This window comes from Gluconobacter sp. R75690 (assembly GCF_015244525.1).
Classification (GTDB): Bacteria; Pseudomonadota; Alphaproteobacteria; order Acetobacterales; family Acetobacteraceae; genus Gluconobacter; species Gluconobacter potus.
The window spans coordinates 38,356-61,425 of sequence record NZ_JABCQB010000010.1 but is presented as its reverse complement, the minus strand read 5'-3'; the positions used below and the strand labels follow the sequence as shown (position 1 = coordinate 61,425).

The 23,070-nt window shown below is 54.3% G+C and carries 14 protein-coding genes and 3 pseudogenes; 10 read left to right on the top strand and 7 right to left on the bottom strand.

Annotated features, from left to right (window positions below):
* The first annotated feature begins 380 nt into the window (after nucleotides 1-380).
* From HKD27_RS12045 to HKD27_RS12030, 4 genes are all read left to right on the top strand, one after another.
* Nucleotides 381-671, top strand: coding sequence for a type II toxin-antitoxin system RelE/ParE family toxin (locus tag HKD27_RS12045; RefSeq protein ID WP_061928563.1), 291 nt, complete (start codon nucleotides 381-383; stop codon nucleotides 669-671).
* Nucleotides 661-990, top strand: a complete 330-nt coding sequence (locus HKD27_RS12040; RefSeq protein ID WP_061928565.1) for a HigA family addiction module antitoxin — start codon at nucleotides 661-663, stop codon at nucleotides 988-990. Before HKD27_RS12045 ends, HKD27_RS12040 begins: the two co-directional genes overlap by 11 nt.
* A 224-nt stretch (nucleotides 991-1,214) precedes the next feature.
* Nucleotides 1,215-5,186, top strand: a complete 3,972-nt coding sequence (locus HKD27_RS12035) for a tetratricopeptide repeat protein (protein ID WP_194689942.1) — start codon at nucleotides 1,215-1,217, stop codon at nucleotides 5,184-5,186.
* A 356-nt stretch (nucleotides 5,187-5,542) separates the two neighbouring features.
* On the top strand, nucleotides 5,543-7,828 hold the full coding sequence (locus HKD27_RS12030) for an ATP-binding protein (protein ID WP_167347195.1): 2,286 nt from the start codon (nucleotides 5,543-5,545) through the stop codon (nucleotides 7,826-7,828).
* Nucleotides 7,829-7,958: 130 nt separating this feature from the next.
* Here HKD27_RS12030 and HKD27_RS12025 read toward each other — a convergent pair whose 3' ends face one another.
* From HKD27_RS12025 to HKD27_RS12010, 4 genes are all read right to left on the bottom strand, one after another.
* Complete coding sequence (locus HKD27_RS12025) at nucleotides 7,959-10,772, bottom strand: AAA family ATPase (protein WP_194689941.1); 2,814 nt, start codon at nucleotides 10,770-10,772, stop codon at nucleotides 7,959-7,961.
* An 87-nt stretch (nucleotides 10,773-10,859) separates the two neighbouring features.
* Nucleotides 10,860-11,486, bottom strand: a complete 627-nt coding sequence (locus HKD27_RS12020) for a restriction endonuclease (RefSeq protein WP_194689940.1) — start codon at nucleotides 11,484-11,486, stop codon at nucleotides 10,860-10,862.
* An 11-nt stretch (nucleotides 11,487-11,497) separates the two neighbouring features.
* On the bottom strand, nucleotides 11,498-11,854 hold the full coding sequence (locus tag HKD27_RS12015; RefSeq protein ID WP_061928575.1) for a hypothetical protein: 357 nt from the start codon (nucleotides 11,852-11,854) through the stop codon (nucleotides 11,498-11,500).
* A gap of 301 nt (nucleotides 11,855-12,155) precedes the next feature.
* A protein-coding gene (locus HKD27_RS12010) for an IS5 family transposase (protein ID WP_085948960.1) occupies nucleotides 12,156-12,910 on the bottom strand; the annotation gives its coding sequence in 2 pieces (ribosomal slippage) (nucleotides 12,156-12,574 and nucleotides 12,574-12,910; 756 coding nt in all).
* 424 nt (nucleotides 12,911-13,334) lie between these two features.
* Here HKD27_RS12010 and HKD27_RS16470 point away from each other — a divergent pair.
* The 5 genes and pseudogenes from HKD27_RS16470 to istB form a co-directional block, all read left to right on the top strand.
* A pseudogene (locus HKD27_RS16470) lies at nucleotides 13,335-13,511 on the top strand (IS5/IS1182 family transposase); the annotation flags it as partial.
* A gap of 356 nt (nucleotides 13,512-13,867) precedes the next feature.
* Nucleotides 13,868-14,809, top strand: coding sequence for a LysR family transcriptional regulator (locus HKD27_RS12000; RefSeq protein WP_058988141.1), 942 nt, complete (start codon nucleotides 13,868-13,870; stop codon nucleotides 14,807-14,809).
* Nucleotides 14,810-15,247: 438 nt separating this feature from the next.
* On the top strand, nucleotides 15,248-16,276 hold the full coding sequence (locus tag HKD27_RS11995) for an IS110 family transposase (protein WP_034928490.1): 1,029 nt from the start codon (nucleotides 15,248-15,250) through the stop codon (nucleotides 16,274-16,276).
* A 361-nt stretch (nucleotides 16,277-16,637) separates the two neighbouring features.
* Nucleotides 16,638-17,612 (top strand): annotated as a pseudogene (gene istA / locus HKD27_RS11990) (IS21 family transposase); the annotation flags it as partial.
* 8 nt (nucleotides 17,613-17,620) lie between these two features.
* Entirely contained in the window at nucleotides 17,621-18,400 is a 780-nt protein-coding gene (gene istB / locus HKD27_RS11985) for an IS21-like element helper ATPase IstB (protein ID WP_075624000.1), read from the top strand.
* Nucleotides 18,401-18,507: 107 nt separating this feature from the next.
* On the opposite strand, the gene HKD27_RS11980 is transcribed toward istB, so the two are convergent.
* Complete coding sequence (locus HKD27_RS11980) at nucleotides 18,508-20,121, bottom strand: ISL3 family transposase (RefSeq protein ID WP_081500468.1); 1,614 nt, start codon at nucleotides 20,119-20,121, stop codon at nucleotides 18,508-18,510.
* 114 nt (nucleotides 20,122-20,235) lie between these two features.
* Here HKD27_RS11980 and HKD27_RS11975 point away from each other — a divergent pair.
* Nucleotides 20,236-21,337, top strand: a pseudogene (locus tag HKD27_RS11975) (IS91 family transposase); the annotation flags it as partial.
* Between the two features lie 441 nt (nucleotides 21,338-21,778).
* Here the strand turns inward: HKD27_RS11975 and fghA are convergent.
* Both fghA and HKD27_RS11965 read right to left on the bottom strand, forming a co-directional pair.
* Nucleotides 21,779-22,606, bottom strand: coding sequence for an S-formylglutathione hydrolase (gene fghA / locus HKD27_RS11970; RefSeq protein ID WP_141261916.1), 828 nt, complete (start codon nucleotides 22,604-22,606; stop codon nucleotides 21,779-21,781).
* Nucleotides 22,607-22,630: 24 nt separating this feature from the next.
* Nucleotides 22,631-23,032 carry a VOC family protein gene (locus HKD27_RS11965; RefSeq protein ID WP_075595236.1) on the bottom strand — a complete coding sequence of 134 codons (402 nt, stop codon included), beginning with the start codon at nucleotides 23,030-23,032 and terminating at the stop codon, nucleotides 22,631-22,633.
* Nucleotides 23,033-23,070 lie beyond the last annotated feature (38 nt).

Here is a 23,070-nt window from a genome sequence, read left to right as displayed (position 1 = left end):
AACTGCTTGAAGTCTGCCTTTAGCGTGTCGACTACAACACTCCAAATCGGCAGAAATCGGCTTTAACGATCGGCAGTTTAAGTCGGGAACTTCGATTTCGGGACGCACAGCAGTTGCCGCGCGTAATTTGATTGGAGTGAGAAAATATCATCGAATTGTTACAACGCAGCGCTTTAGGAAGGCTTCGCGAGGAGGATTTCATGCGACCCTATGTCCGATAAAGTAGATTAACGGATGTAAGTTTACCTTGTCAGGCTTGCTGAGAACGGTCGTCTCAAATGAGACAGGGAAGGGGGCTCTTAGGTAAGCTCAAGGCAATAGGAATTCTACCATGTAAAGCATCTCTTTACATTGGGAACGTAAAGCTATAGATTACATCTATGGAGATTGACAGCATCAGTCACAAAGGCCTGCGCCGTTTTTTTGAAACAGGTAATGCTAAAGGTCTGGTTGGCGATGTGACCCGACTTCGAAAGATGTTGGCATTCATTGATGCAGCAGCATCATTGGACGAACTCGCTATACCTCCAAATTATGGGTTGCACCCATTGACGGGGGATCGCGCAGGCATCTGGTCAATGACGGTCACCAAAAACTGGCGTCTGACGTTTCGCCTGAACGAGCAGGGTTCCCTCTGCGATATGACACTGGAGGATTATCATGGCGCTTAAAATGCACGCCTCGCTGGCCGTTCATGTGGGTGACTGGATCAGGACAGAAATACTGGAGCCTTATAATATCAAGGTAAACACCGTTGCGGAACATTTTGGTGTCTCGCGTCAGTCGATCAGTGCTCTTCTAAACGGAAGGTCTAACCTGTCTGCTGACATGGCCATTCGGTTTGAGAAGGCCTTTGGAGTACGCGCCGATACTCTGATGCGTATGCAGAGTGCTTTCGAGTTGGCTCAGGCACGAGCGCATGAAGCCAATTTGAATGTCCAGCATTTCAATCTCGTCGCACCTTCCAGGACTGAACAACGGAATATTTAGGTCTGTTTTTTTGAGGAAGCAGAAGGTCGGTTATTGATAGAAGATGACCAACATTTGCCATGCGTAGCGCCGTCTATAATGGCGACGATCAATCGAATTCACTGCCTTCAAGTAGAAGGCGTCATTGTGGACACGGCCGCTTCGGCGTAAATTGACGCTTAATTTTTACTTGAGAATAGCATGTTGATCCCAACTTTCTCTGTAGGGAAACGGAAAACCGACGCGTGGCCTCTTCGACGATCATAAACATCCCGACCGACGACAAGGTGTTCGAGAACAACTGTATTCCGATTTTCGCGGAGCATCTCAATGACCCCAATGTCAAACTCTTTGGTACGCGAGGCAAGAAGCAGTTTGGCCTCGATCTGATTGGCAGACGCGAGCGCGATCCAGGCCAACCAGTCGGTATTCAGTGCAAACTCATCACCCGTGGCGCGAAGCTCGCCGAAACGACGATCCGCAAGGAGGTTGATCAGGCGATGGGTATCAAACCGCCACTGACGGAATTCTATATCGTCACCACCGCGACAGACGAACCTGCTCACGATATGCTTGCAATCGAGTTGGGCCAAGACCAGGCGAGGCTCGGTCGAAAGGTCGATATTCAAGTCTGGGGCTGGGACACCCTTCAGGAAAAGATTCGAAACAACCCGAGAGCGCTTGCTGCCTTCGACCCTGATTACAGCTCATCGACCAATCGCCTGCTTGAGCTCGGCAGCGAGACGCTGTCGGGGCAGGCGGAGATCCGCGCTCAGAATGACCGGACACTACAATGTCTGGCGGAGATCCGCACGACGATTGCGATCGGGCCAATAGATACGGCCCGCAGTGCCTTCGACCAGCATCTCGACGTACAGATCGACCAATATCGCGACATGCTGAACGCGGGAAGGCCACGGACCGCGTTAGAATTGCTCCAAGCGCTCGATAATACGCTCAACGAGAAGAATGTCGTCTCGATCCGAGCGCGGGTGAAGGTCAATATTGCCATCGCCCGGATGAAGCTCGGTGATGAAATCGATGCCGCCCCACTTCTCGATGAAGCCTATGCCCTCAATCCGACAGATCCACGCATGCGAGCGAACAGGATCCTCTCACTCATCATCCAGGGAGATTTGACGGGTGCGTGGACGTTTGCAGAGGATACACTCGCTGAGGATGCCAGCAATGTTGGCGCTGCCGGGCTCGCATTCCAGGTGGCAGCGGTGGACAGTGTCGAGCGAGATCCTATGGCGATGGTCTCGCCGGATCTTCTGGACGACCATAACGTTCGTATTCACCGCATCAACTACCTTCGTCAGAAAGGCGCTGCGGGAAGCTGGTGGGCCCTGGCTGCCGAAACGCTCGAACGCTTCCCTCAGGATGGCAACTCTATCCAGATGGCCGGTGATGCTCTGGTCGACGAGGCTCTTTCCGGCGACGTCGTCGAACGCCTAGGATTTGTTCGCAACGATCAACGGACCAAACTGCGCGAGGGAGCGGAACTGCTACAACGCCGCTGGGACGAGGTTCGTCACTTTGAGCATGCGACCCATCCCACTTGGTGCATGGTGGGGTATAATCTCGTAACAGCCTATCGCGCTCTGGGAGATTTGGACCAAGCGAAACTCATTGCAGGCCAGGTTCTGGCGACAGGGACCAAGGATCCAGATGCTACGCTGACGGCGGCATTGGTTGCTATCGATCTAGAAGAATTTGCCGAGGCCAAACGCCTCTTGTTCAGTGTCCTTCTTTCAGACAATGCGGTCCTTCCACTGCTTGTAGTGCTTTGCAACCTCCACCAATGGGCGGAGGTCCTCAAGGAAGCGACCAACGAGCGCCGCGAAAAACTGCCGATTCCCGCGCGCCAGCTTTTCGACGTGTTGGCCTTCCGCGCGCGGCACGCTGGTAGGATGGGCGCAAACCTTGACGAAGATGTCGATCAACTCCTCGAACGCTGGCCGCTAGGTGTCGGAGCCCATATCGCTGTGGCGGATATTTATCGGATAGCGAGACCTGAAGCGCTCGGAGCGATGGCGGAGAAGACGCGATCGCTTATTACTTCGGCGACAAGCTATGCGGACAGAGTGATGTTCGCTCAGCTCTCGCTATTACGTGAGGCTTGGGATGACATCATTAGCGTACTCGATGGGTTTGTTGGCATAGACCGGCCATCAGAGCCGCTGGCTTGGCTTGCCCACGCCTTCGCAAACGCGCCGACGCAGGCGAGGACATCGCCTTTCTATCACTCTCTTGCTCCAAAGGTGATCGCTCTTCCGCTCTATGCGCGGTTGGCTGGCGCGGCTGAGTACAATCGGGGTGATCTCGGAGCTGCAGAGCGCTACCTTCGCTCAGCGATGTCTGCAGTGTCGAATGATCTGCGCGCCATCCTCCTGCTATCGCACACACTAATGCGCGCCAATAAGGAAGACGAAGCCCGGGATTTAGTCGCTGGCATCGATGACGACGCGGTAGACGGTTCTCCTAACGATCTCATGCGGCTCGCTTACTGGCATCGACGCGCAGGGGAAACCACACGAGCACTACGACTTGCGTATAGGGTAGCCGCAACCAATCGGCACGATGAAAACGTTGTATCTTCCTATCCTTCAATTATTTTAATGAACGAGGCTCTGCCTTCTCCGATTGGTCGGGCAGGCCCTGCACAGACTGACTTCTGGTTTGACCTTGAAGGGTTGGACGGCGCCAAGAATGTCACCGGCATCATCAGTGAAGAAGAGATTCTCGGGGTTGACCAGTTTACGTTGGACCACCCCTTGGCAATTGCTTTGATGGGGAAATCTCTCAACGAAGTAATCGAAATCCCCGCAAAAATCGGCTTTTCAAAGCGTTACAGGATAAAAGAGCTCAAGCACAAATATATCTGGCTGCTCCAAGATATCATGGCGAAACACGCGGCTCGGTTCCCAAATGCGCGATCGCTCTTCGAGATGAGTATAAAAGAAGGCGACGTACAGCCGATCCTTGATGTGATTCATGAACTTCAGCACAGGGATGACGTAATCGCCGCAGCCTATACGTCCCACCCTGTCCCGCTAGCAGCAATTGCCGCCTGCTCTAACCGCTCGGTCCTTCAACTGGCTGAACATATGACGCGAACCGGAACCAATCTCCGCACCTGCGTTGGTACAGCTGACGAGCGCACAGAGGCTACGATGTTCGTGCGTCAGGCACGCGGCAAAGGTGTTGCGTTTGACACACTGACCGTCTGGCAACTGCACGAACTGGGGCATCTTCAAGCTGCAAAGGATTATTTCGGAAGGCTGTGCATTGCACGCTCGACCATGGACGAAATGATTGAACTGCGGACGAGAATTGAGAGCGCCCGTGGCCGCGAATTCATGACCATTGGCTTCGATGGTGAACAGGCATGGCGGGAGGTCCATAGCCCTGAGGCCACGGAGAAGCGGCTGGCAAGGGTGAATGCGATCATTGAGAACATTGAGACGCTGTGTGAGATCCTGCCAGTCGACGGGTCGCTAGATGATCGGCTAGACAAGCTTTTCGACAATTTCCGATCGAAAGAAATATTCGATCCCATCAACCTCGCGCGAACTGAGAATGTTATCATTCTCTCGGAAGACCTAAACCTCCGTCAATATGCAGCAAGTCAGGGCGTCAAAGGTGGGGCTTGGCTTCAAGTAGTCCTAAATGTCTTTGTAGAAGATGGCCGGATCACACTCGACCAGCACCTGGTCGGCGTTGGCATACTTGGAGCAATGCGCCACGGCCATCTCAGCCTTAACGCCCAAACGTTACTCCATATGCTCGCATTAGACGACCTACGGGCGTTCGCATTGTACAACGCCGCCATCCAATTTATCGGTGGACGTAATGCTCATATGCTTTCGCATATTGCCGTTTCGGTCGACACCATGAGGGGCGTATGGAGATTGAAGTTGCCATCATGGCAACAAAGCCGCGTCATCGGCAGGTTGCTGGTGCAACTGGTGCGATCGCGACCCGACGACTGGAAAACAGTCCTTCATGTCATCGATGCCGAACTTGCAAGGCATGCCCTTGCCGGCGATCATTTTGCTCAATGGGCGCGAGATTACCTGGAAGGTTGGATCAAAGGCCATTTTTACGACTTGGCCGAAATTCGTTCACAGGAACGTGTCATCTCATCTGTCAAACCGAGGCGCCGAATAAAGAGAGCAAAAATGTTCCGTTCAAAGAAAATCGGTCGAGGTTAGGATGAATGCTGCGCGACCGGCAAGTATCTCAACTTATGATCTGAAAGCCTCTGTTTCTAATTTTTAAAACAAGCTCTAGGGCGGTTCGTATGGCAATGTTAACTTCGGAGAGCATTCACCGAGAGACAGGTAGATCAGGGGGGGGGAAAGCGGAATGTCGGGTATTGGAAAGATATGACCGAAAACAGTCCTTTGTGCCATTTATGCAAATGACGGCTACCGATCAACTCGAGCCACTTCGCTTGGCGGTAGAAAGCGACCACCATCAGGATATGCTATCGTTCGAACTAACTTGATCAGATACCATTGGCGACGCTTCGCTGCGTATCGACCTAGACACATTTAGCGGTAAGATCGTGACATACAGTTTCACCTCCCTCTCTCCAGCCGATTTTGAAGATCTTGCACGAGACCTGTTGGGCGAGGAATTAGCTTGTCGATTTGAGGGGTTTGGCCCTGGTCCCGATGGAGGTGTTGACGGACGCCACGCAAAATCTGGAGCAACCACGATCCTTCAGGCGAAGCACCTTCGCAAGTCAGGCTTCGCAGCATTGGCAAGGCAAATGCGGAGTGCTCGCCCATCGATCAATCAAATACAGCCAGACAGATATATTCTCGTTACTTCGGTTTCTCTTACGCCCGCTAATAAGAAGGTGCTCGCGGATAGCATAGGCCCAAGCCTAAATAACGCATCTGATATATTGGGTTTTGAAGACCTGAACTCGCTTCTTCGAAAGCATGACAATGTCGCTAAAAGCCATGTCAAACTTTGGCTATCTGATATGGCGATCCTCGAACGAGTTTTGCAGTCCGGATCACATAACTTCAACGCAGTCACCCGAGCGGAGATCACCGCCAAACTAAACGTTTATGCCGAGAACCCGAGCTTTGGTCAGGGACGAAAAGTTCTCGAAAGCCAACGCATTTTGATCATTTCCGGGTCTGGAGGCGTGGGAAAGACAACTTTGGCCGAAATGCTGGCGTATGCGTACATCGGGGAAGAGTGGGATCTCGTCGCGATCCGAAGTCTCGACGACGGATTTGCGCGGATAAATGACAGTCGCCGACAGGTGTTCTTTTTTGACGACTTTTTGGGTCGCATTGCGCTCGACGAAAGAGCCTTATCTACCCAAGACACCGAGCTTGGCCGGTTTATTGCGCGAGTACGTCGCACGCCCACAGCACGATTTATTCTCACGACCCGTGCACCAGTTTTTCAACATGCGAAACTTGTGTCCGATGTCCTTGCCGACCACAGGCTCGACGTGGCGCAATATCAGCTTGATGTAAGTATTTATACTCGCCGAATACGGGCTCGAATTCTTTACAATCATCTCGTCGTCGCTGGCGTACCAATCGAACATATTCGAGCACTCTATGATACCGAAACGATTAAGAAAATTATTGATCACAAGTGCTATAATCCACGAATCGTAGAATGGATGACTGACGCATCGCATATCGAAGATGTGGCGGTCGAAGATTATCCTGAAATATTTATTAATAAGCTAAATGATCCCGAGTCAATCTGGGACAAGCAATTCCAGAACCACATACCACGTCGGTGTCAACATCTTTTATTTTCTCTCTATTTTGGATCACAATACGGCGCAGAAATTGAAGATATTCAGGAAATATTTGAAGGGCTGCATCCAATTTTGTGCCAGAAATTCGGCATAGCTTGGAACGCTAAGGATTTTGAGAGCAGCGTAAAAGTGCTGGAAGGCGGCTTTATCGCCGTCGCAAACGGCCGAATATCATTTATTAACCCGTCCGTTCGTGATTATCTCTACCGCTATCTGCTCGACAAAAAATTGTTGGTAACAATGGCGGCAGGAGCCCCCACGCCCTCGTGCGCGATGCGAATAGTCGATCAGTTCAAAAAGTTACCCGACCTAACGCCTGATGACTGGAGGATATTTTTGGCGGGTTTCACGACGCTTGTGCAACGCCTCGACACGATACCGAGATGGAAGCGTATTTCTTCGAACCCTATCAATTTCCGTGTCTATGACACGACAACATCAGACCGTATCAATATGCTGCTTCTATGGTGGAAGTTGAGCGGACATGAGCTATTTTTGGAAAAGGCGGTTGCAATCGCGACCGACCCAAAAGACCAATTCAAGTCATGGGATGATGCTCGGACGCTGCCCACCATCCTCGCAAACCTGCTATCTGCACCTCAGAACGAAAAAAAAGATACAGGCCCGTTGGTCGTCGCTATCGAGAACGCCATTCGCAAGATGCTCGGCGGCTCTCTCGATCCTGATGACCTCGAACGCGTTGTAACATCAATTGACACCAACAAGGCCAATCTCGGGCATATGTTCGATGATGAAATAAATACGGCAATTCCTAAAATGATCGAGAATGTAAGTGACAATCTCAGGCACGTGGACTCAGATTCAACTCTCTCTGACTACATTTCGACTGTTGAAAAACTCGCCAATCGTATCGGGTACAACCCACAAGCAGTGGAGAGCGCTAAACGTGCCATTCAAAGCCGGATTGAAGAGGTGAATGAAAATGCCGCGCAGGATGAAGAGTTGTCGGTGACCGGTGAGGATGTGCAGGAAGATACTTTCGACGATCAAGATTTGAAAAATCTCTTTGAGCCGCTTCTCGCCGAAGAAGATTAGGTCAGTGAAGGGTAGTGGGGGCTTGCCGGCCGCCTAATGGAGTTGGAAAAGCAGCCACTCGCCTGCAATACGCCTTCATTCCTGCCGCGCAAGTCCCTGTCCGATTTCCCAAAAATTCCGTTCGCATGCCTCACTGCTGCTGCGACAGCGTCTTGTAATATCGTCGGGGCGCGCCAGGCGCAGGCTCGAAGGTGAAGCAATCACAATAGTCGTCAATGGCTTGCATCACGCCAAGCAAGGAGGGGCCGGAGAACGCTGCAGTTTGGCCAGTACCCCAATGACTTAGAAAATTTCCGACAATCGTTATCATATTGGTGTTAAGACCAACTTCCTGTGCCGAGGCCAGCGTGAGTATATTGGCCGCCTTGTGCAGCTTAACCGCAGCCTCGATTGCTTTTAGAAACTCATGTGACAGGTGTTTGTCGTCGTTAAAGGCAATATCGACCGGCACAGGGATCCGAAGTTTGCTGATGAGATCACTTAATCGGTACTCCAGGTATTGCCGCACTCCTTCCTTGGCAAAGTCGACCTGACCAGCCTGAAGCATTGATATTGTGCGGTCCCGGACCTTATTGACTGCTCCGGCTTGCGGAAGGACGGCCACTTGGGGCGATCCTTCTATTCGTTGATGCCACCACGTTCCTGTGCCGGTGTGCTTGTTAAAAAGCTTCTCAAGCATGGTGTCATGGCTCAAGAGTATGACCTGTGGGCCCACGGCGTTGCCAGGGCGCGCAAATGTTGTCCTGATAAGTTCAACAAGAAAGTTCTGATGACCGGCATCAAAGCTTGACGTCACGTCGTCGAGCACGATGAATTTCGGCAGACCGCCGTAGAGTGATGCGGCGGCCAGATAGAGCGATATAGCGAAGGCGTTCCGAAAGCTCTCGGAGAGGAGCGCCTGCGGAGAGACATTCGTCAGCCCATAGAACTGGGCAAGGTTAATGCGGAGTTCCTCGCTGTTCACCTTCTTGGAGACAGCTGGTTCCACTCCGTAGAACGACATCTTCTTGAAATAGCTTTTGAAGATGGGTTCGACTGCCGCAAGCCGGGCGCTGCTCATGCTAGCCTCAGCTGTCGCAAAGGCGCTGGATGTGCCCTTCAAGAAGATCCTGATCCGGTCAACGCAATCTTCCCTCGCTTGCTCTGCAACCAATGCCTTCTGTGACAGATCGAGCTTGTTCCAATTCTCCTGCAAACGTCGCGCGGTCTCCACCTTCTTGGTAACTTCCACCGATGACGGTGGCAGTTCCTGCTCGAGCTGAGCCTGTTCCCTCTCGAGTTGCTCATCAAGCTCCGTTGCTTTCGAGCGCAACGTTGCCAAGTATTGCACCAAAGTCTCGGCTTCAGCCTGTGTGATTGTGCCAGATCCGGCACGGGCCTGGTGCCCAGAGAACAGGCGTTTTTCTGGAACGGTCTCAATGACTGCTTCAAGTTGTGTTAGCTCTGTCCACCCGGCTTCATTCCATTCGGCCGCAAGTAAGGCGGTCGCTTTGTCCAATGCTTCAAATTCGGAAAGCCGGAAGGCGAGGTGTTCTTTTAGGCTACGGGGTGCCGTTCCATCACAGAGCGGGCAAAAGTGCGTGTCCTCCCACTGTCCACTTTCGATAACCTTTGTACCGGCTTGATAAAGCTGGAGCATCAAGTCGCCAGCGGTTCTTTCCAGTGCCTCCGCCCGCTCGGTCGCGCGAGTAACCAACAGCTCGGCACGCGCCGTGTCGGGAGCGTCGTGGTTGACCTTTGCGAGGCCTCCACGCTCGCGGATACAGGCACCGAGCCGTTCGCGCTTCGGTCCACCCTCAGCATTTTTGATAGCCTCGATACCGGCATCGATGTTGATGGTATCGAACGCCTTTCCCTGGCACACCGGTTTGAGTGGGGCGATCTGGGTCAGCGCTTCATTACACTTTTCTTTTGCAGTCGTCGTATCCAATGTTCCGATGGCGGTACCAACCAGTGTTTCGTAGTCGTTGGCAATCGCCCTTGATAACTCGCCTACTGTCCGTTCCTCACGGGTTTTAGCTTGTGTATGGGCAGTGATGCCGAAATGACTGTTGAAGGCTCGAGTGTTTGCCAAACCCGCCAGTGCTTGGCGAAGGTCGCTGTATGCAGATAGGCCTAGAAGCCCAGAGAAGGTACGCCCGCGAGCCAGTGGTGCAGCCTCGATGAATTTCTGAAATGTCGGACCGTCAAGAAATACGAACTCACGATTGAGCCCAGCCAGTATCGCTGTCGCGTCCCACGGTGTGGGGGCACTAACCGCGCGCTGCCCCAACGAGTTCCGAATTACCGTGATCTCGCACTTTTCGGAGCCTGGTTCAGCGACGAGTTGAAGCTTGATGGTTGATTGCCCGGTAGAATGAAAGCGATTCTGGTAATAATCCTTGTCCCGTTCGGTAGCAGGAAGGTCGTCGAGCCAAGGCAGCTTTCCGGTAATCGCATAGCGCACTGCGTCGTAAACGGACGACTTTCCAACACCGTTGACCGCAGAAATGCTGTTGATTTTCGTCGGGTGAAGTTTGAGTTCGAGCGGCTGACCTTCGTTGTTCACTCCTCTGAATCCCTCGATTAAGACGCCTTCGAGGAGCCAACCTGTCACGGTTGGGGGCGGAGTGGGCAAAGATTGTACGACCGCTGGCGCATTGGGGTTTGCTGCCGCGGTTTGCTCATGAGCCGTAGCAGCGGCTTCCGTTACTGGCGGTGTGACGCAGATATCGAGTAATCGATCCCATATTTCCTCGGCCTTGTACTTTCCATCGAGCAAGATCGCAAAGCGGTCACACAGATCTGCGGCAAGCGCCGCATCCAATTGGCTGATATGGCTTCCGAATGCAGATAGATTTTCGTCAAGACTTGCATTCTCGTCGAACTCAAAAGCGCCTTCGCGTGCAGTCATAACAGCCCCTAATTTCCCGAAAATATTGTGGTATTCTCGATCTATACGCATGCGTTCTATCATATATACCGGCGAACGACCTGCAATTTTTGTGATTGCGTCTCACTGAAACAATGCAAAATGTCGATATGTGGCAATTTACAACGAGACAGCATCGTCCCATGTCTTTGCCAACACTTGAGGGAAATTCATGTTCCGAACTGCTTCACGTATGTCATGACCTGTAAGCGGTATAATCAATGTCTCTTCACGGCTACCTCTTAGCATTTCCTTTGTGATCGTTTCAGCAAACCCATTCCACGAAATCAGAAAACCTAGTGTTGCTCTCCGACTACGATTTTCAACTTTAGAACGAAATACGACAAATTCATTTTTTCCGCATTTCCCGGACCAATTCTTACACTCAGCGAGAATAATTGCTCCTTCCCGTTTGAAACGGGAATCTTCACTTCCATTTACAATGTAAATATCAATTTCCTCAGTCTCAGTAAGTATGCGCTGAGTGACTGACATGCCAGGAACTGTTTCAAACAGTCGGCTACAAAGTTCTTCTAAAGAACGCCCCTTATCTTGATTTGTCGATGCGGTTTCTACAGCATCAATAAGATTATCTAGACTTTCTGATCCCCAGCCTGATAGGCGGGCGGCTATCTCTGATATCCGCTTGCCAACTTCGTCCGACGCAGCAGTTGCAGCTTCTTCGACTTGATGGCTAACTTTGAGTATAGCAGCATAGGCCAAACTCAAATTGGCTTCGGTTGTCATTATTTCGAAACTTAGCGCGACAACGCCCCATCGTCATCTTGATAGGTTATCGCAACGTCGCCACAAGATTTTTGCCGTGCCTCTATGGCTCGACGGACAAGATCAAGATACTGTTCCAGACCAATCGGAGAATACCAATACTTGCGCGTCCATGTATGATCGGCTTCCCCGACCAAATTCGCGCCACGTCGGTAGATGGTGCCATTCCACTCGATTTTATGGATGCTATCTTCGATAGTACCGATTTGAAATCCGCAACCATCTGGAATATCATTTACATTAAGATTTTTTAGGACAGAAACTGGCAACACTGGCGGTTCCTCCTCATCCAATCCCCGTAAAATCTGCCGTGCTTGCGCCGCGTTCATTTGTATTCCTTTTGAAAGTCAATCAAATACCGATCGTGAGACGTGCCGAGATTAACTACTATCTTTTTGAGAAAATTACGTGGCCAAGACGATTGGATCCAGAGGGAGGACATCACGTCAACTTCTTTCGAGACGAGAGCTGAATCGCTTGTGTCCGCTTTGCGAGAATGGGTTCTGAAGTCCATACGTCCGAGATGAAGGCGAAAGCAGACCCGTGCGTTGATAAAAACGCGATCGCGTTTTGTAACCTAATTAAGGGCTTTTTTTGCATCAATAAGGGACATTCGCCTAGGGTGTGTCGTCAGTTAATTCCAATGATGGCGGAGACGAATTGCACGGCTGCGAGGAAAGTTGACTTCAGCTTGTCATATCGTGTTGCAATACCTCTGAACTGTTTAAGTCTGGCGAAGAAGCGTTCGATGATGTTTCGTTTTTTATAAAGCGAAAAGAGGATTTTCCGTGGATTGCGTCGGTTTTTCTTTGACGGAATAACCGGTGTGATCCCCCGCTCTTCAAGCTTTTCGATGAGGGGATCGGCATCATAAGCCTTGTCGGCGATGAAGACCTCGGGATCGACTTCATCGAGCAATGGCTCTGCTTCTGTGATGTCGGCCCTTTGTCCGGGCGTCAGGGAAAGAGCCACAGCCTTTCCCGCGGCATCGACAATGGCATGGATTTTCGTGGTCAGTCCGCCACGGGACCGCCCGGTGGCCTGATCCATCCCCCTTTTTTACGGGCGCCCGCGCTATGCTGGTGAGCACGGACAATGGTGCTGTCGATCATCATGTATTCGTTGTCATGGTCAGCAGCCAGATGCCGGAAAATCCGCTCGATCACGCCGCCTTCGCACCAGCGACGCAGCCGCCGGTGCACGTTCTTCCAGTCCCCGAACCGGGCAGGCAGATCACGCCAGGGAATGCCTGCACGGTAACGATACAGCACGGCTTCGATAAACAGACGGTTATCCGCAGCCGTCCCACCGACATGACCTTCGCGACCCGGGAGAAGATCTTTTATCCGTTCCCACTGACCATCGCTCAGACCATACCGTCGCATTCACACTCTCCCCGTTCCAGAAACAGGAAGAAAACATCACAGATCAAACGGGAGTACAAGCTTCATAAGCCCCCCGTTTAACTGACGACACGCCCTAGGGCCTGTGCCTACGCAGGCCCTGTGCTGCCAAGCCGAGCCGTTATCTAGGGCGGCATCCCCGGTGATTGTCAGCCGGAAGCCGACGCAGGCACGACACAACGGTGCCCTTGACCACGACTACCCCCGGCCCATAGCTGAACCCTCTTGTCTTCTAGCGATGACAAGCAACTGCCGCGCCCTCTGGTGCGGCTCTTTCGTTCGGCCTGTCCACTCCGGCCCTCGGGCCGGGGCCCCCAAGGAATGCAGTGCATGGGCTTATCTGATGCACAGCGCCCTTCCCGCTGGTGTTTCGACGGACCCACTTACCGCACCTTCCCTTGCGCTCACCGGGTACAAGGGCTACGCTCGTCCCCTCAGGCACCGCAAACGGATCGAGGAGGCTTTCGGCTGGGCCAAAACCATCGGAGGCGCCGTCCAGACCGTTTATCGCGGCATTGAATGCGCACGGTTTCGCTTCATCATGACGCTGGCCGCCGGAAATCTCCCCAGACTGCCAAAGCTGACCCGGCTTGAGCAGAAGATGACGTCGCAAACCGACCAAACCCGCCACACAGAACAGATGAACAAGCCAAAGCCGCAGCAGAGCTGAAAATGACATCTTCAGCGCGGCACTAAACCAGCGACCTGTTGGTCTCCGAGTGCTACCCTCCTCACGCTTTAGCGTTCTCGGGCGGAATCCCCACCAAGTGCTACTTAAGTAGCTATTTTTGTTGTCACCCTTGCATAAAATGGCAGCAAAGTGCTAACCTCGCCTGCCGAAGACAGAACGCTGTCATAATTTGGTAGCAACGCGTTGCCACCCGGAGTAAACCAACTGACCAGACCTTCCGTTCGAGGTTTGGAAAAGCCCAGGCCGCCATGACGACCAAAGTTGAATTCAAGGATATCAGCAATTTCGTTCATGTCGCGAGGACGGGAAACCTGATGCGCGCCGGTATGATTTCCGGCGTACCAAAGGCAACGCTCAGCCACAGCATCCGCCGCCTGGAGGATTTGCTGGAAGTTGAGTTGTTTCATCGTTCTCAGAGAGGCTTGCAGCTCACAGATTCTGGACGTGCCCTTCTAGATAATACCGGCCGTATATTTGACAGCATCGAACTGGCTGCAAGTGCGGCTCAACGTGCCCATAGCTCCTTGAATGGTAAAGTGAGGATATTAGGAAGTGCGGAGTTTGGGACCAGCATTATTGGCGCAGCAACTTTGTACTTGGCAAGAGAGCATCCGGGGCTATCCTTCGAAACACGAATGTACCCTAGTGACACTCCATTGCCAGAACAAACAGAATTTGATTGCCTTATTTTTGTTGGCACTGCCCCATCATCTCATCACGTTTGTCGAAAACTAGGCAATGTTGGGTATCGCGCCTACGCTAGTCCGCTACTTCTGCAGCGGCTAGGAACCCCTAATTCTGTTGAGGATATAAGGGAAATGCCCGGCATAGAATATACGCGCAAGGGAATAGCGGAGCCTTGGCTACTTCAAGACACAGACGGACAGCGGATTGGCGATTACAATGTGCGATTCAGCGTTCATGATTATTGGATGGCAAAATTCTATGCAGTTTCAGGAGAGGCAATAGCATATCTGCCGAACTTTTTTGTGCATTATGAAGTTGCTCAAGGTCACCTCATACCGCTCCTCCAAGAAGCCAACGAGAGTGAAAAAATATCTGTCTGGGCAATATATGGCGCCGCCCGCCATCGCAACCCTCGCGTCAAACTAGTAATTGATACGCTTTGCCAAAACTTCGACAAATTGATTCGTCACCCAGGCTATGCACTCGTGCGTCAGGACCTATAACTCTAAACCTGTCAACGGCGGCGCAAAAATCGGCCATGGCGGCGGAGCAAAACCAGGCCAGTTGGTGAGGGTGTGCGCCATGGCACGCGCGCTTTCCACATAGCTGGCGTGTGCCATTGCGCACTGGCCCGTCAGGGCCAATCGTCGTGAGATATCTGGATCGAGATCAACGCCGCTTGGTAAGCGGCAAGGAGACCCCGTGGGTTAGCGGCGTTGCCGGTCCGGGATAGGCTGGTGGCGTTGGTCTGACGCCGGGGTTCCATGTCTACGACTAGTTCTACGCCTATGCCTGCGACTGGTAGCTTACAGTTGGTCGAGGCTGTGATCGAGTGTTGATTTTCACTGAGAACTGATGGGGTGGATGCCCGCTCCCGACGGCATCGCGAGATGTGCCAAGGTGATGTTGTTGTTCAACGTCACGGGAAGGAGAAGGCATCCATGGACGGAGTTGCCATTATTGGCCTTGATCTTGCAAAGCGGGTTTTTCAGCTTCACGGCGCTCGGGCAGACGGAAGCGTAGCGTTCCGCAAGAAGCTGCCGCGCGCTCAGGTAACGACATTCCTGGCGAAGCTGCCACGGTGCATCGTTGCGTTGGAAGCGTGCGCGACAGCCCACTTTTGGGCCCGGACGATCGGTGCGCTCGGACATGACGTGAGGCTCGTGCCGCCGGCGTATGTGAAGCCTTTCGTCAAGCGGCAGAAAAACGACGCGGCCGATGCCGAAGCCATCGCAGAAGCGGCGAGCCGTCCGACGATGCGCTTCGTGGAGCCCAAGACGGAACGCCAGCAGGCTCGGGCGATGGTCTTCAGGACGCGTGACATGTTCGTGCGTCAGCGGACGCAGATGATCAACGCGCTCCGGGCTCACCTGGCGGAACATGGCATCATCGCCGCCAAGGGAATCACGAACGTGCAGGAATTGGGACGGATCATCGAGACGGCGGAAACCGGGATTGAGCCTCTGGTCGTGGAGACGGCCCGCATCTATCTCGATCAGATCGAACAGATTTCGGGGCGCATCGCTGCATTGGAGAAGACGCTCAGGCAGGAGGCCGGTCAATCCGACAGGACGGAGCGGATGATGAGCATGCCGGGGATCGGCCCGGTGACGGCCATGGCGGTCGAGGCGTTCGCGCCCACCCTGTCGACATTCCGGCGCGGCCGAGATTTCGCGGCATGGTTGGGCCTGGTGCCGAAACAGCATTCGTCCGGCGGCAAACAGGTTCTGGGGCATACGTCGAAAATGGGCCAACGCGACATCCGCCGCCTGCTCATCATCGGCGCCATGTCCGTTATTCGCTGGTTCAGCCAAAACACGCCCGACGCCGATACTTGGCTCGGGCGGCTGCTGCGCCGCAAGCCCCGTCAGTTGGCTGCCATTGCCCTGGCCAATAAAATGGCCCGCTCGCTCTGGGCCATGGAAACACGGGAAGAGTTTTTCAGGGATCCGCGCGCGGTTGCCGCCTGACAATCAGTCGGGAGTAACTACGCGCGGTACGTCGGCGTGTGAGGAGGTCGTCGAGCAGTAAGGACAAACGATCGGAAAGAACGGGTCTGGAAAAGCATTCGGGTCAATGAACCTCGAGTTCGCAGAATTGATTTGCACCAGATCCGCGTAGCCCATACCGGCCAGTGGTCATGTTCAGACCGCATCCAAAGGCCTGATACATGACCGCATCCGATCACACGCCTCTATTGTTCAACGCATCTGCTTGCACGAACGCGGGCATCCATACATGACCCGGGTAGGGCGGAAATTTTCATTGAGATTTGACCCATGCCTTCACACTCCCCGGCATCATCTGCTGGGGGTTTGAGGAGTGATTGACATGGAGCTTCTGAGTGTGATCCGTCGGTGGCACTGCCGGGATCATCTTCCGATCCGCGAGATTGAACGCCGGACGGGGCTGTCACGCAATACGATCCGGAAATATCTCCGGGCGGAGAGTATTGAACCGCGGTACCAGGTTCCCGAACGCCCCAGCCGACTGGACCCATTTGTTGACAGGCTGAGGGGATGGCTCGTCCTGGAAGCTGCCCGATCACGCAAAAACCGGCGCACGGCGCGACGACTACATGAAGACCTTGTGGCGCTGGGTTATGATGGCTCCTACGGACGGGTGGCCGCTTTTATCCGGCAATGGAAACACGAACAGCACCAGGCACGCCAGACAACGGGTCGAGGTGTTTTTGTCCCCCTGCGCTTCCAGCCCGGAGAAGCCTTCCAGTTCGACTGGGGTGAGGACTGGGCGGTGATTGCCGGGCATCGCGTCAAGCTGCAGGTTGCCCACACCAAACTGTCCTTTAGCCGGGCCTTCATACTCAGGGCCTATCCCCTGCAGACCCACGAAATGCTTTTCGATGCGCTTACCGAGGCCTTCCGCGTGCTCGGTGGTGTTCCGCGGCGGGGTATTTTTGACAACATGAAGACCGCCGTGGACCGGATTGGGTCAGGCAAGGCACGTCAGGTCAATCTGCGCTTCATGGCTCTGGCCAGCCATTATCTGTTCGAAGCGACTTTTTGCAATCCGGCAGCGGGATGGGAGAAAGGGCAGATTGAGAAGACCGTGCAGGATGCCCGGCGCCATATCTGGCAGGATCTGCCTGCCTTTGCGGATCTGGGGGCGCTGAATGCCTGGCTGGAAGCCCGCTGCCTGGACTGCTGGGAACGGCTGCAGCATATCGAACTGGCCCGGACCATCGCCGAGGTCCATGCCAGTGAGCGTCCACACCTCATGGTCCCGGGGCGTCCCTTTGACGGTTTTGTCGAACAGACCAAGCGCGTCTCGCCAACCTGCCTGATCCAGCCGTCATGCGTCATGATCCTGCAGCCGCTTCACTTGTCATCATGCTCCGTGGACTGCGGATGTATGGCATGGCCCAGGCTACGGCTGACCTCATAGAGCAGGGCGCGCCAGCTTTTGAGGCGGCCATCCCCATCCTCTCGCAACTTCTGAAGGCGGAGCTGGCCGAACGCGAAGTGCGCTCCATCGCCTACCAGACAAAGACAGCCTGGTTCCCTGCCTACAAAGACCTGTCCGGGTTCTCTTTTGCCGATACGCAGATCAACGAGCCCATGGTCCGCCAGCTCCATGGCGGGGACTTCATCGAGCGTGCTGAAAATGTCGTGCTGATCGGCGGTCCGGGAACCGGGAAAACCCACCTGGCGACCGCGCTGGCCATCCAGGCGATCACCCATCACCGCAAGAAGGCACGCTTCTGGTCAACGGTTGACCTCGTCAATGCGCTCGAACAGGAAAAGGCCGCCAACCGGGCCGGGCAGATTGCCGACAGGCTGCTCCGCCTGGATCTCGTGATCCTTGATGAACTCGGTTATCTCCCCTTCAGTGCGTCTGGTGGCGCCCTGCTGTTCCATCTGCTCAGCCGCCTCTACGAGCGCACCAGTGTCATCATCACAACCAATCTGAGCTTCAGTGAATGGGGAGAGGTCTTTGGTGACCCGAAGATGACGACGGCGCTCCTCGATCGGCTGACCCATCACTGTCATATCCTCGAGACAGGAAATGACAGCTACAGGTTCCGCGCCAGCACTGCCGCGTCAAAAAACAGAAAGGACAGATCTCCTTCTTGACCGCCCGCATAACTATACCTGAAATAGCATCTGGCTGGGTCAATTCCTGATGAAAAACCCGGGTCAGTTCTCGGTTCTTCCGCACTTTTCGTGATGATGTTTTTTGATTATGCGGGCTGAAGGACACGCGCCCTGAGGAGTTCGAAGCCTGCTCTTCCGAACATGGTTCGCTTGATCATTTTCAGTCGGCTGATCTGTCCTTCAACCGGGCTGGTTGTCCAAGGTGTGACAAGAGACGCTTCAATGGCAGCCGCATCCCGTTCAAGCGCGGGAATCAGACGTGACAGCAGCGTCGTCTTTCCTTCTTCCAGCAGAGCCTTCAGATCGCCTCCCGTGCAGGTGTCACCCCTTTTACAGAGCAGGGTCTGCATTTTCCTGAGCCAGCAGAGTGTGACGGCAAGGTGCGGTTCAGCTTCCAGAAGGGCAGGAACCAGCAGTCCCTCCTGTCCGGCAGATAACGGATCCTCTGCGAGGAGAAGCCGCGCAAGTCTGCGTCCCCGAGGTGCAACGACATGCGCGGAAGGAACGGGTTTCGCGGAACATCCCTGTCGCGTCGCCACCCATTTCCAGACGGTGCCATATTGTCCTGCAAAGCCCTGCTCCAAGAGTTCCCGCCATAGCTGACGACTATTGCGACATCCTTCGGACCATCTCTTTTCCAGGTGGGCTGTGTAAGGCACGAGTATGCTGCGTGACGGAACCGTTCTTTTCCATGGTGGTGCATGGCCCCGCTGAAACCAGCGCCGCACGGTTTTTCTCTCTACCCCGATCGTTGTGGCGATAGCCTGAATGCTGTGTCCCGCTGCTTTCAGGGCAAGAGCTTCCTTGAAAAGAATGTCACGCCGTTCCCCAGAGGCTGACCTGACGACCGCCTGCGCCTCTTCTGGATGCGCTCTGATTGTTTCAGATATTTTGCTTACGACCGTTGATACGTTCATCTGTCGTGTCAGGGTCCTGACAGTCGTCGTAAAACGGTCCAGAATGCTGACAAAAGCGTCTGACAGGTTCTTCAGCAGATGCCAGCGGTCTGTCACCTGAAGAGCGGATGGTGCGCCTCTGCGGCATCCGTCTGCATAAGTACCGGCACGGTCTCTGGCAATGATTTCAATACCGGGGTGGACCTGCAGCCATCGGGCAAGGGTATCAGCGTCCCGATCTGGCAGGAGGTCAATGACATCATTTTTCTCAAGATCGACCACAATCGTTCCATAGTGATGTCCCCGCCGCCATGCCCAGTCATCCACCCCCACCACACGTGTAAGGGCCGTGCCTTTTGTGGTGTTCTGCACACGTGAGAGAAGACGGCGGACAAGAGTATCCGCGCTGATGGGGCAACACAGGCGCACGGTCATTCGTGCTCCAGCGGAACCGCCCAGGGTGTGGGCGATATAATAATGAAGATCGGCAAGACGTGTGGTCTGTCTGCCATGACGCACGGTTATCCCCTCAAGGGGCATGACAAACGTCCGACGTGGACAAAGCATCGTCTGGCAGAAAAAGCGCGGCACAGAAACGATCAGCGTGGCTGGACGGCCCTGCCATGGAAGATCCGCGAGTTTTCTCTGATAGAAACTGTGAATGCGTTGTGTCGGGCACTGACAGTCCGGACACACTGCACTCCGTTTTCGCAGACCGACTTCGATCTCCACTCTGTTATCCAGTGCAACAACACGACGAACGACGAGGGAACGGGGAAGATCAAGAGACCGAAGGCGTGACACTGGGGAATATCCATGAAAGTGAACGACTTTCTGGATTTCCCAGTTCCGGAACCTCAGTACAAAATACCCATCACGAAAAGTGCGGAAGAACCCAGTTCTCAGTGAAAATCAACAATGTCGGCAATCGAACACTGTCGCACCGCAGCCCTTGGTGGTCATGTCGCAGCGTGCGGGGACTGTGGACACAGGCGGATCGCCTATAACAGTTGCCGCAACCGTCATTGTCCGCGCTGTCAGGGGAACGCCGCACGGACATGGCTGGCCGAACGTGAGGCCGATCTGCTGCCGGTCGGGTATTTCCATGTCGTCTTCACCCTGCCGGCGCGGATCGCCGACATCGCGCTGCAGAACAAGGCCGTTCTCTACGCCCTGCTGTTCCAGGCGGCCTCGGAGACGATGATGACGATCGCCGCCGATCGCCGCCGATCCCCGGCATCTGGGTGCCCGCATCGGCATCACCGCCGTGCTGCACAGTTGGGGTTCGGCGCTGACCCACCATCCCCATGTGCACATGATCGTGCCAGGTGGCGGGCTCTCGCCCGATGCCCAGCGCTGGATCTCGTCGCGCCCGGCTTTCCTGCTGCCCGTCCGGGTGCTGGGCAAGCTGTTCCGCCGTCTGTTCCTCACCCGGCTGCTGGCATTTTTCGACGCCGACCGGCTGGCCTTTCGGGGCCAGCTTGCTTTCCTGGCAGACCGCCGTGCCTTTCTGCGGTATCTGGCCCCCGTGCGCAGCCGACGCTGGGTTGTCTACGCCAAACCACCTTTTGCGGGTCCCAAAGCGGTGCTGGCCTACCTGTCGCGCTATACCCACCGCGTTGCCATCTCGAACCGTCGCCTTCTGGCGTTCAACGAAAACGGCGTGACGTTTCGCTACAAGGACTACCGACGGGACACGGCCCACCAGCAGCAGGTCATGACACTCGCCACGGATGAGTTCATCCGCCGTTTCATGCTGCATGTCCTGCCACGGGGATTTCATCGCATCCGCCATTATGGCCTGCTGGCCAGTTCCAATCGCAAGGCCAGCCTCGCTCGGGTGCGGGACCTGCTGAAGGTCATACCCATGCCAGCACCAGAAGTCACGGAACCCGAACCGGTCATGCCACCGCCCTGCCCATGCTGTGGTGGTCCGATGGTCGTCATCCCGATCCTTCCCCGCTGGTGCCAGCCCAGAGGACCGCCACGGACGACTGATCTGGCCGGGAGATCAGCATGATGATCGGCAGACATGACCCTATAACCCGATGCCTGCCGGAACCGTCTCGTTCCGGCGCACCGACAGGCTTACGTAAAACGCGAAAAAACGACGGAAAGCGCGCACCTGGCCCTGAAGATCCTGTCATCTTCATGTGTAGGATCAGCGGGAAACACCCTTTGTCGCGTCACGAATGTCGCCACGTGACCCCGCTCAGAGGCGCCTCAGGGCAGCGCCAGTTGCAAATTCCCCATAACTGAGTCTCGGTGTCGCGGGTTCGGTCTTCCCAGACTTTCGTACGCCTCGCGGCGCCCGAAACCCTTCAGGCAAACGGAATGTCTGCTTCCGGACAAAAGATGCAGAAAGCCGCCAGTTAATTCCACAGTTTCAAAGACGCCCCTAACAGATTTCGTCTCCACCCGAAGCCAGAAAAGCGCGGATCCAAAAAATCTGACAATCTGTTCATCGTAGTTTACTCACGAAATGTCTGAGATGATCTGCAATGAAACTGGCTATAAAATAATAACTGTGATCGTAATCAGGACGAAGATTCAGAATGAGTTCCTGCCCTGCGTTCTGTGCGGCTGCCTGGAACAGTTGTGGCCTGAGTTGTTCTTTCAGAAATTGATCTGCCAAACCCTGATCTATCAGGACAGGCAGTCTTTCCGTTGCTGTCCGCACAAGTTCAAGCGGATCATAGGCCGCCCAACTGGCACGATCCGGACCAAGATAAGCGCTGAACGCTTTTTCACCCCATGGTACCTGCGTTGGCGCCACAATGGGTGAAAAGGCTGACACAGAACGATAGCGACCAGGATTACGCAGCGCGATCATGATGGCGCCAAATCCACCCATCGAATGTCCCGCAATACCTCGCTGCTGCGTAACCGGAAAATTCGCTTCAATCAGCGCAGGAAGTTCCGTGACGACGTAATCATACATTCGATAATGTGCCGCCCACGGTTCCTGCGTCGCATTGATGTAAAATCCAGCGCCCTGACCAAGATCGTAAGCATCGTCATCAGCCACCTCCACACCCCGTGGACTGGTATCTGGCGCGACAATGGCGATGCCCAGTTCCGCAGCCACGCGTTGCGCGCCAGCCTTGCCAATGAAATTCTGCTCCGTGCATGTCAGGCCAGAGAGCCAGTAAAGAACAGGAACCTTTTCAGTTTTTGCCTGCGGAGGCAGGTAAATCGCGAAGTTTGCTTCCACACCCAACGACACGGCATTGTGTCGCCAGACTTCCTGCACGCCCCCGAAAGAGGCGTGCGTTTCTTTGCGTTCCATGGCTTTCACGGCCTTTTGCGCACGTCAATTGCCGTCCGTGAAGGTATAACTGCATATCTTGTTACCTGCCGGATCCCGGAGATAGGCGGCATAAGCGCCCGGTAGATGGCTTCGCGGGCCGGGTGCGCCTTCATCGGTTCCTCCATTGGCGAGACCTGCGGCATGAAAAGCATCCACTTCGGCGGGTGTCGCTGCCGCAAAACCGATGGTGACACCGTTGCTTGAGGGCACTTCACCGTTGCCAGGACGCGCAATGATGAACGCTGGTTTCTCGCGGCCATACAGAATCCACCCATGCCCGAACGGCCCCAGGTTTTTTATGCCCAGAGCCGCAAGCGCGGCATCATAGAATTTCGCAGATACCGCAGTATCCACCGCCCCGAGAAAAACGTGAGAGAAAACACCGTCACCTGAAATAACTGCCATGATTGTTCTCCTGTAATTTCCAACCGTTGGAAATGATG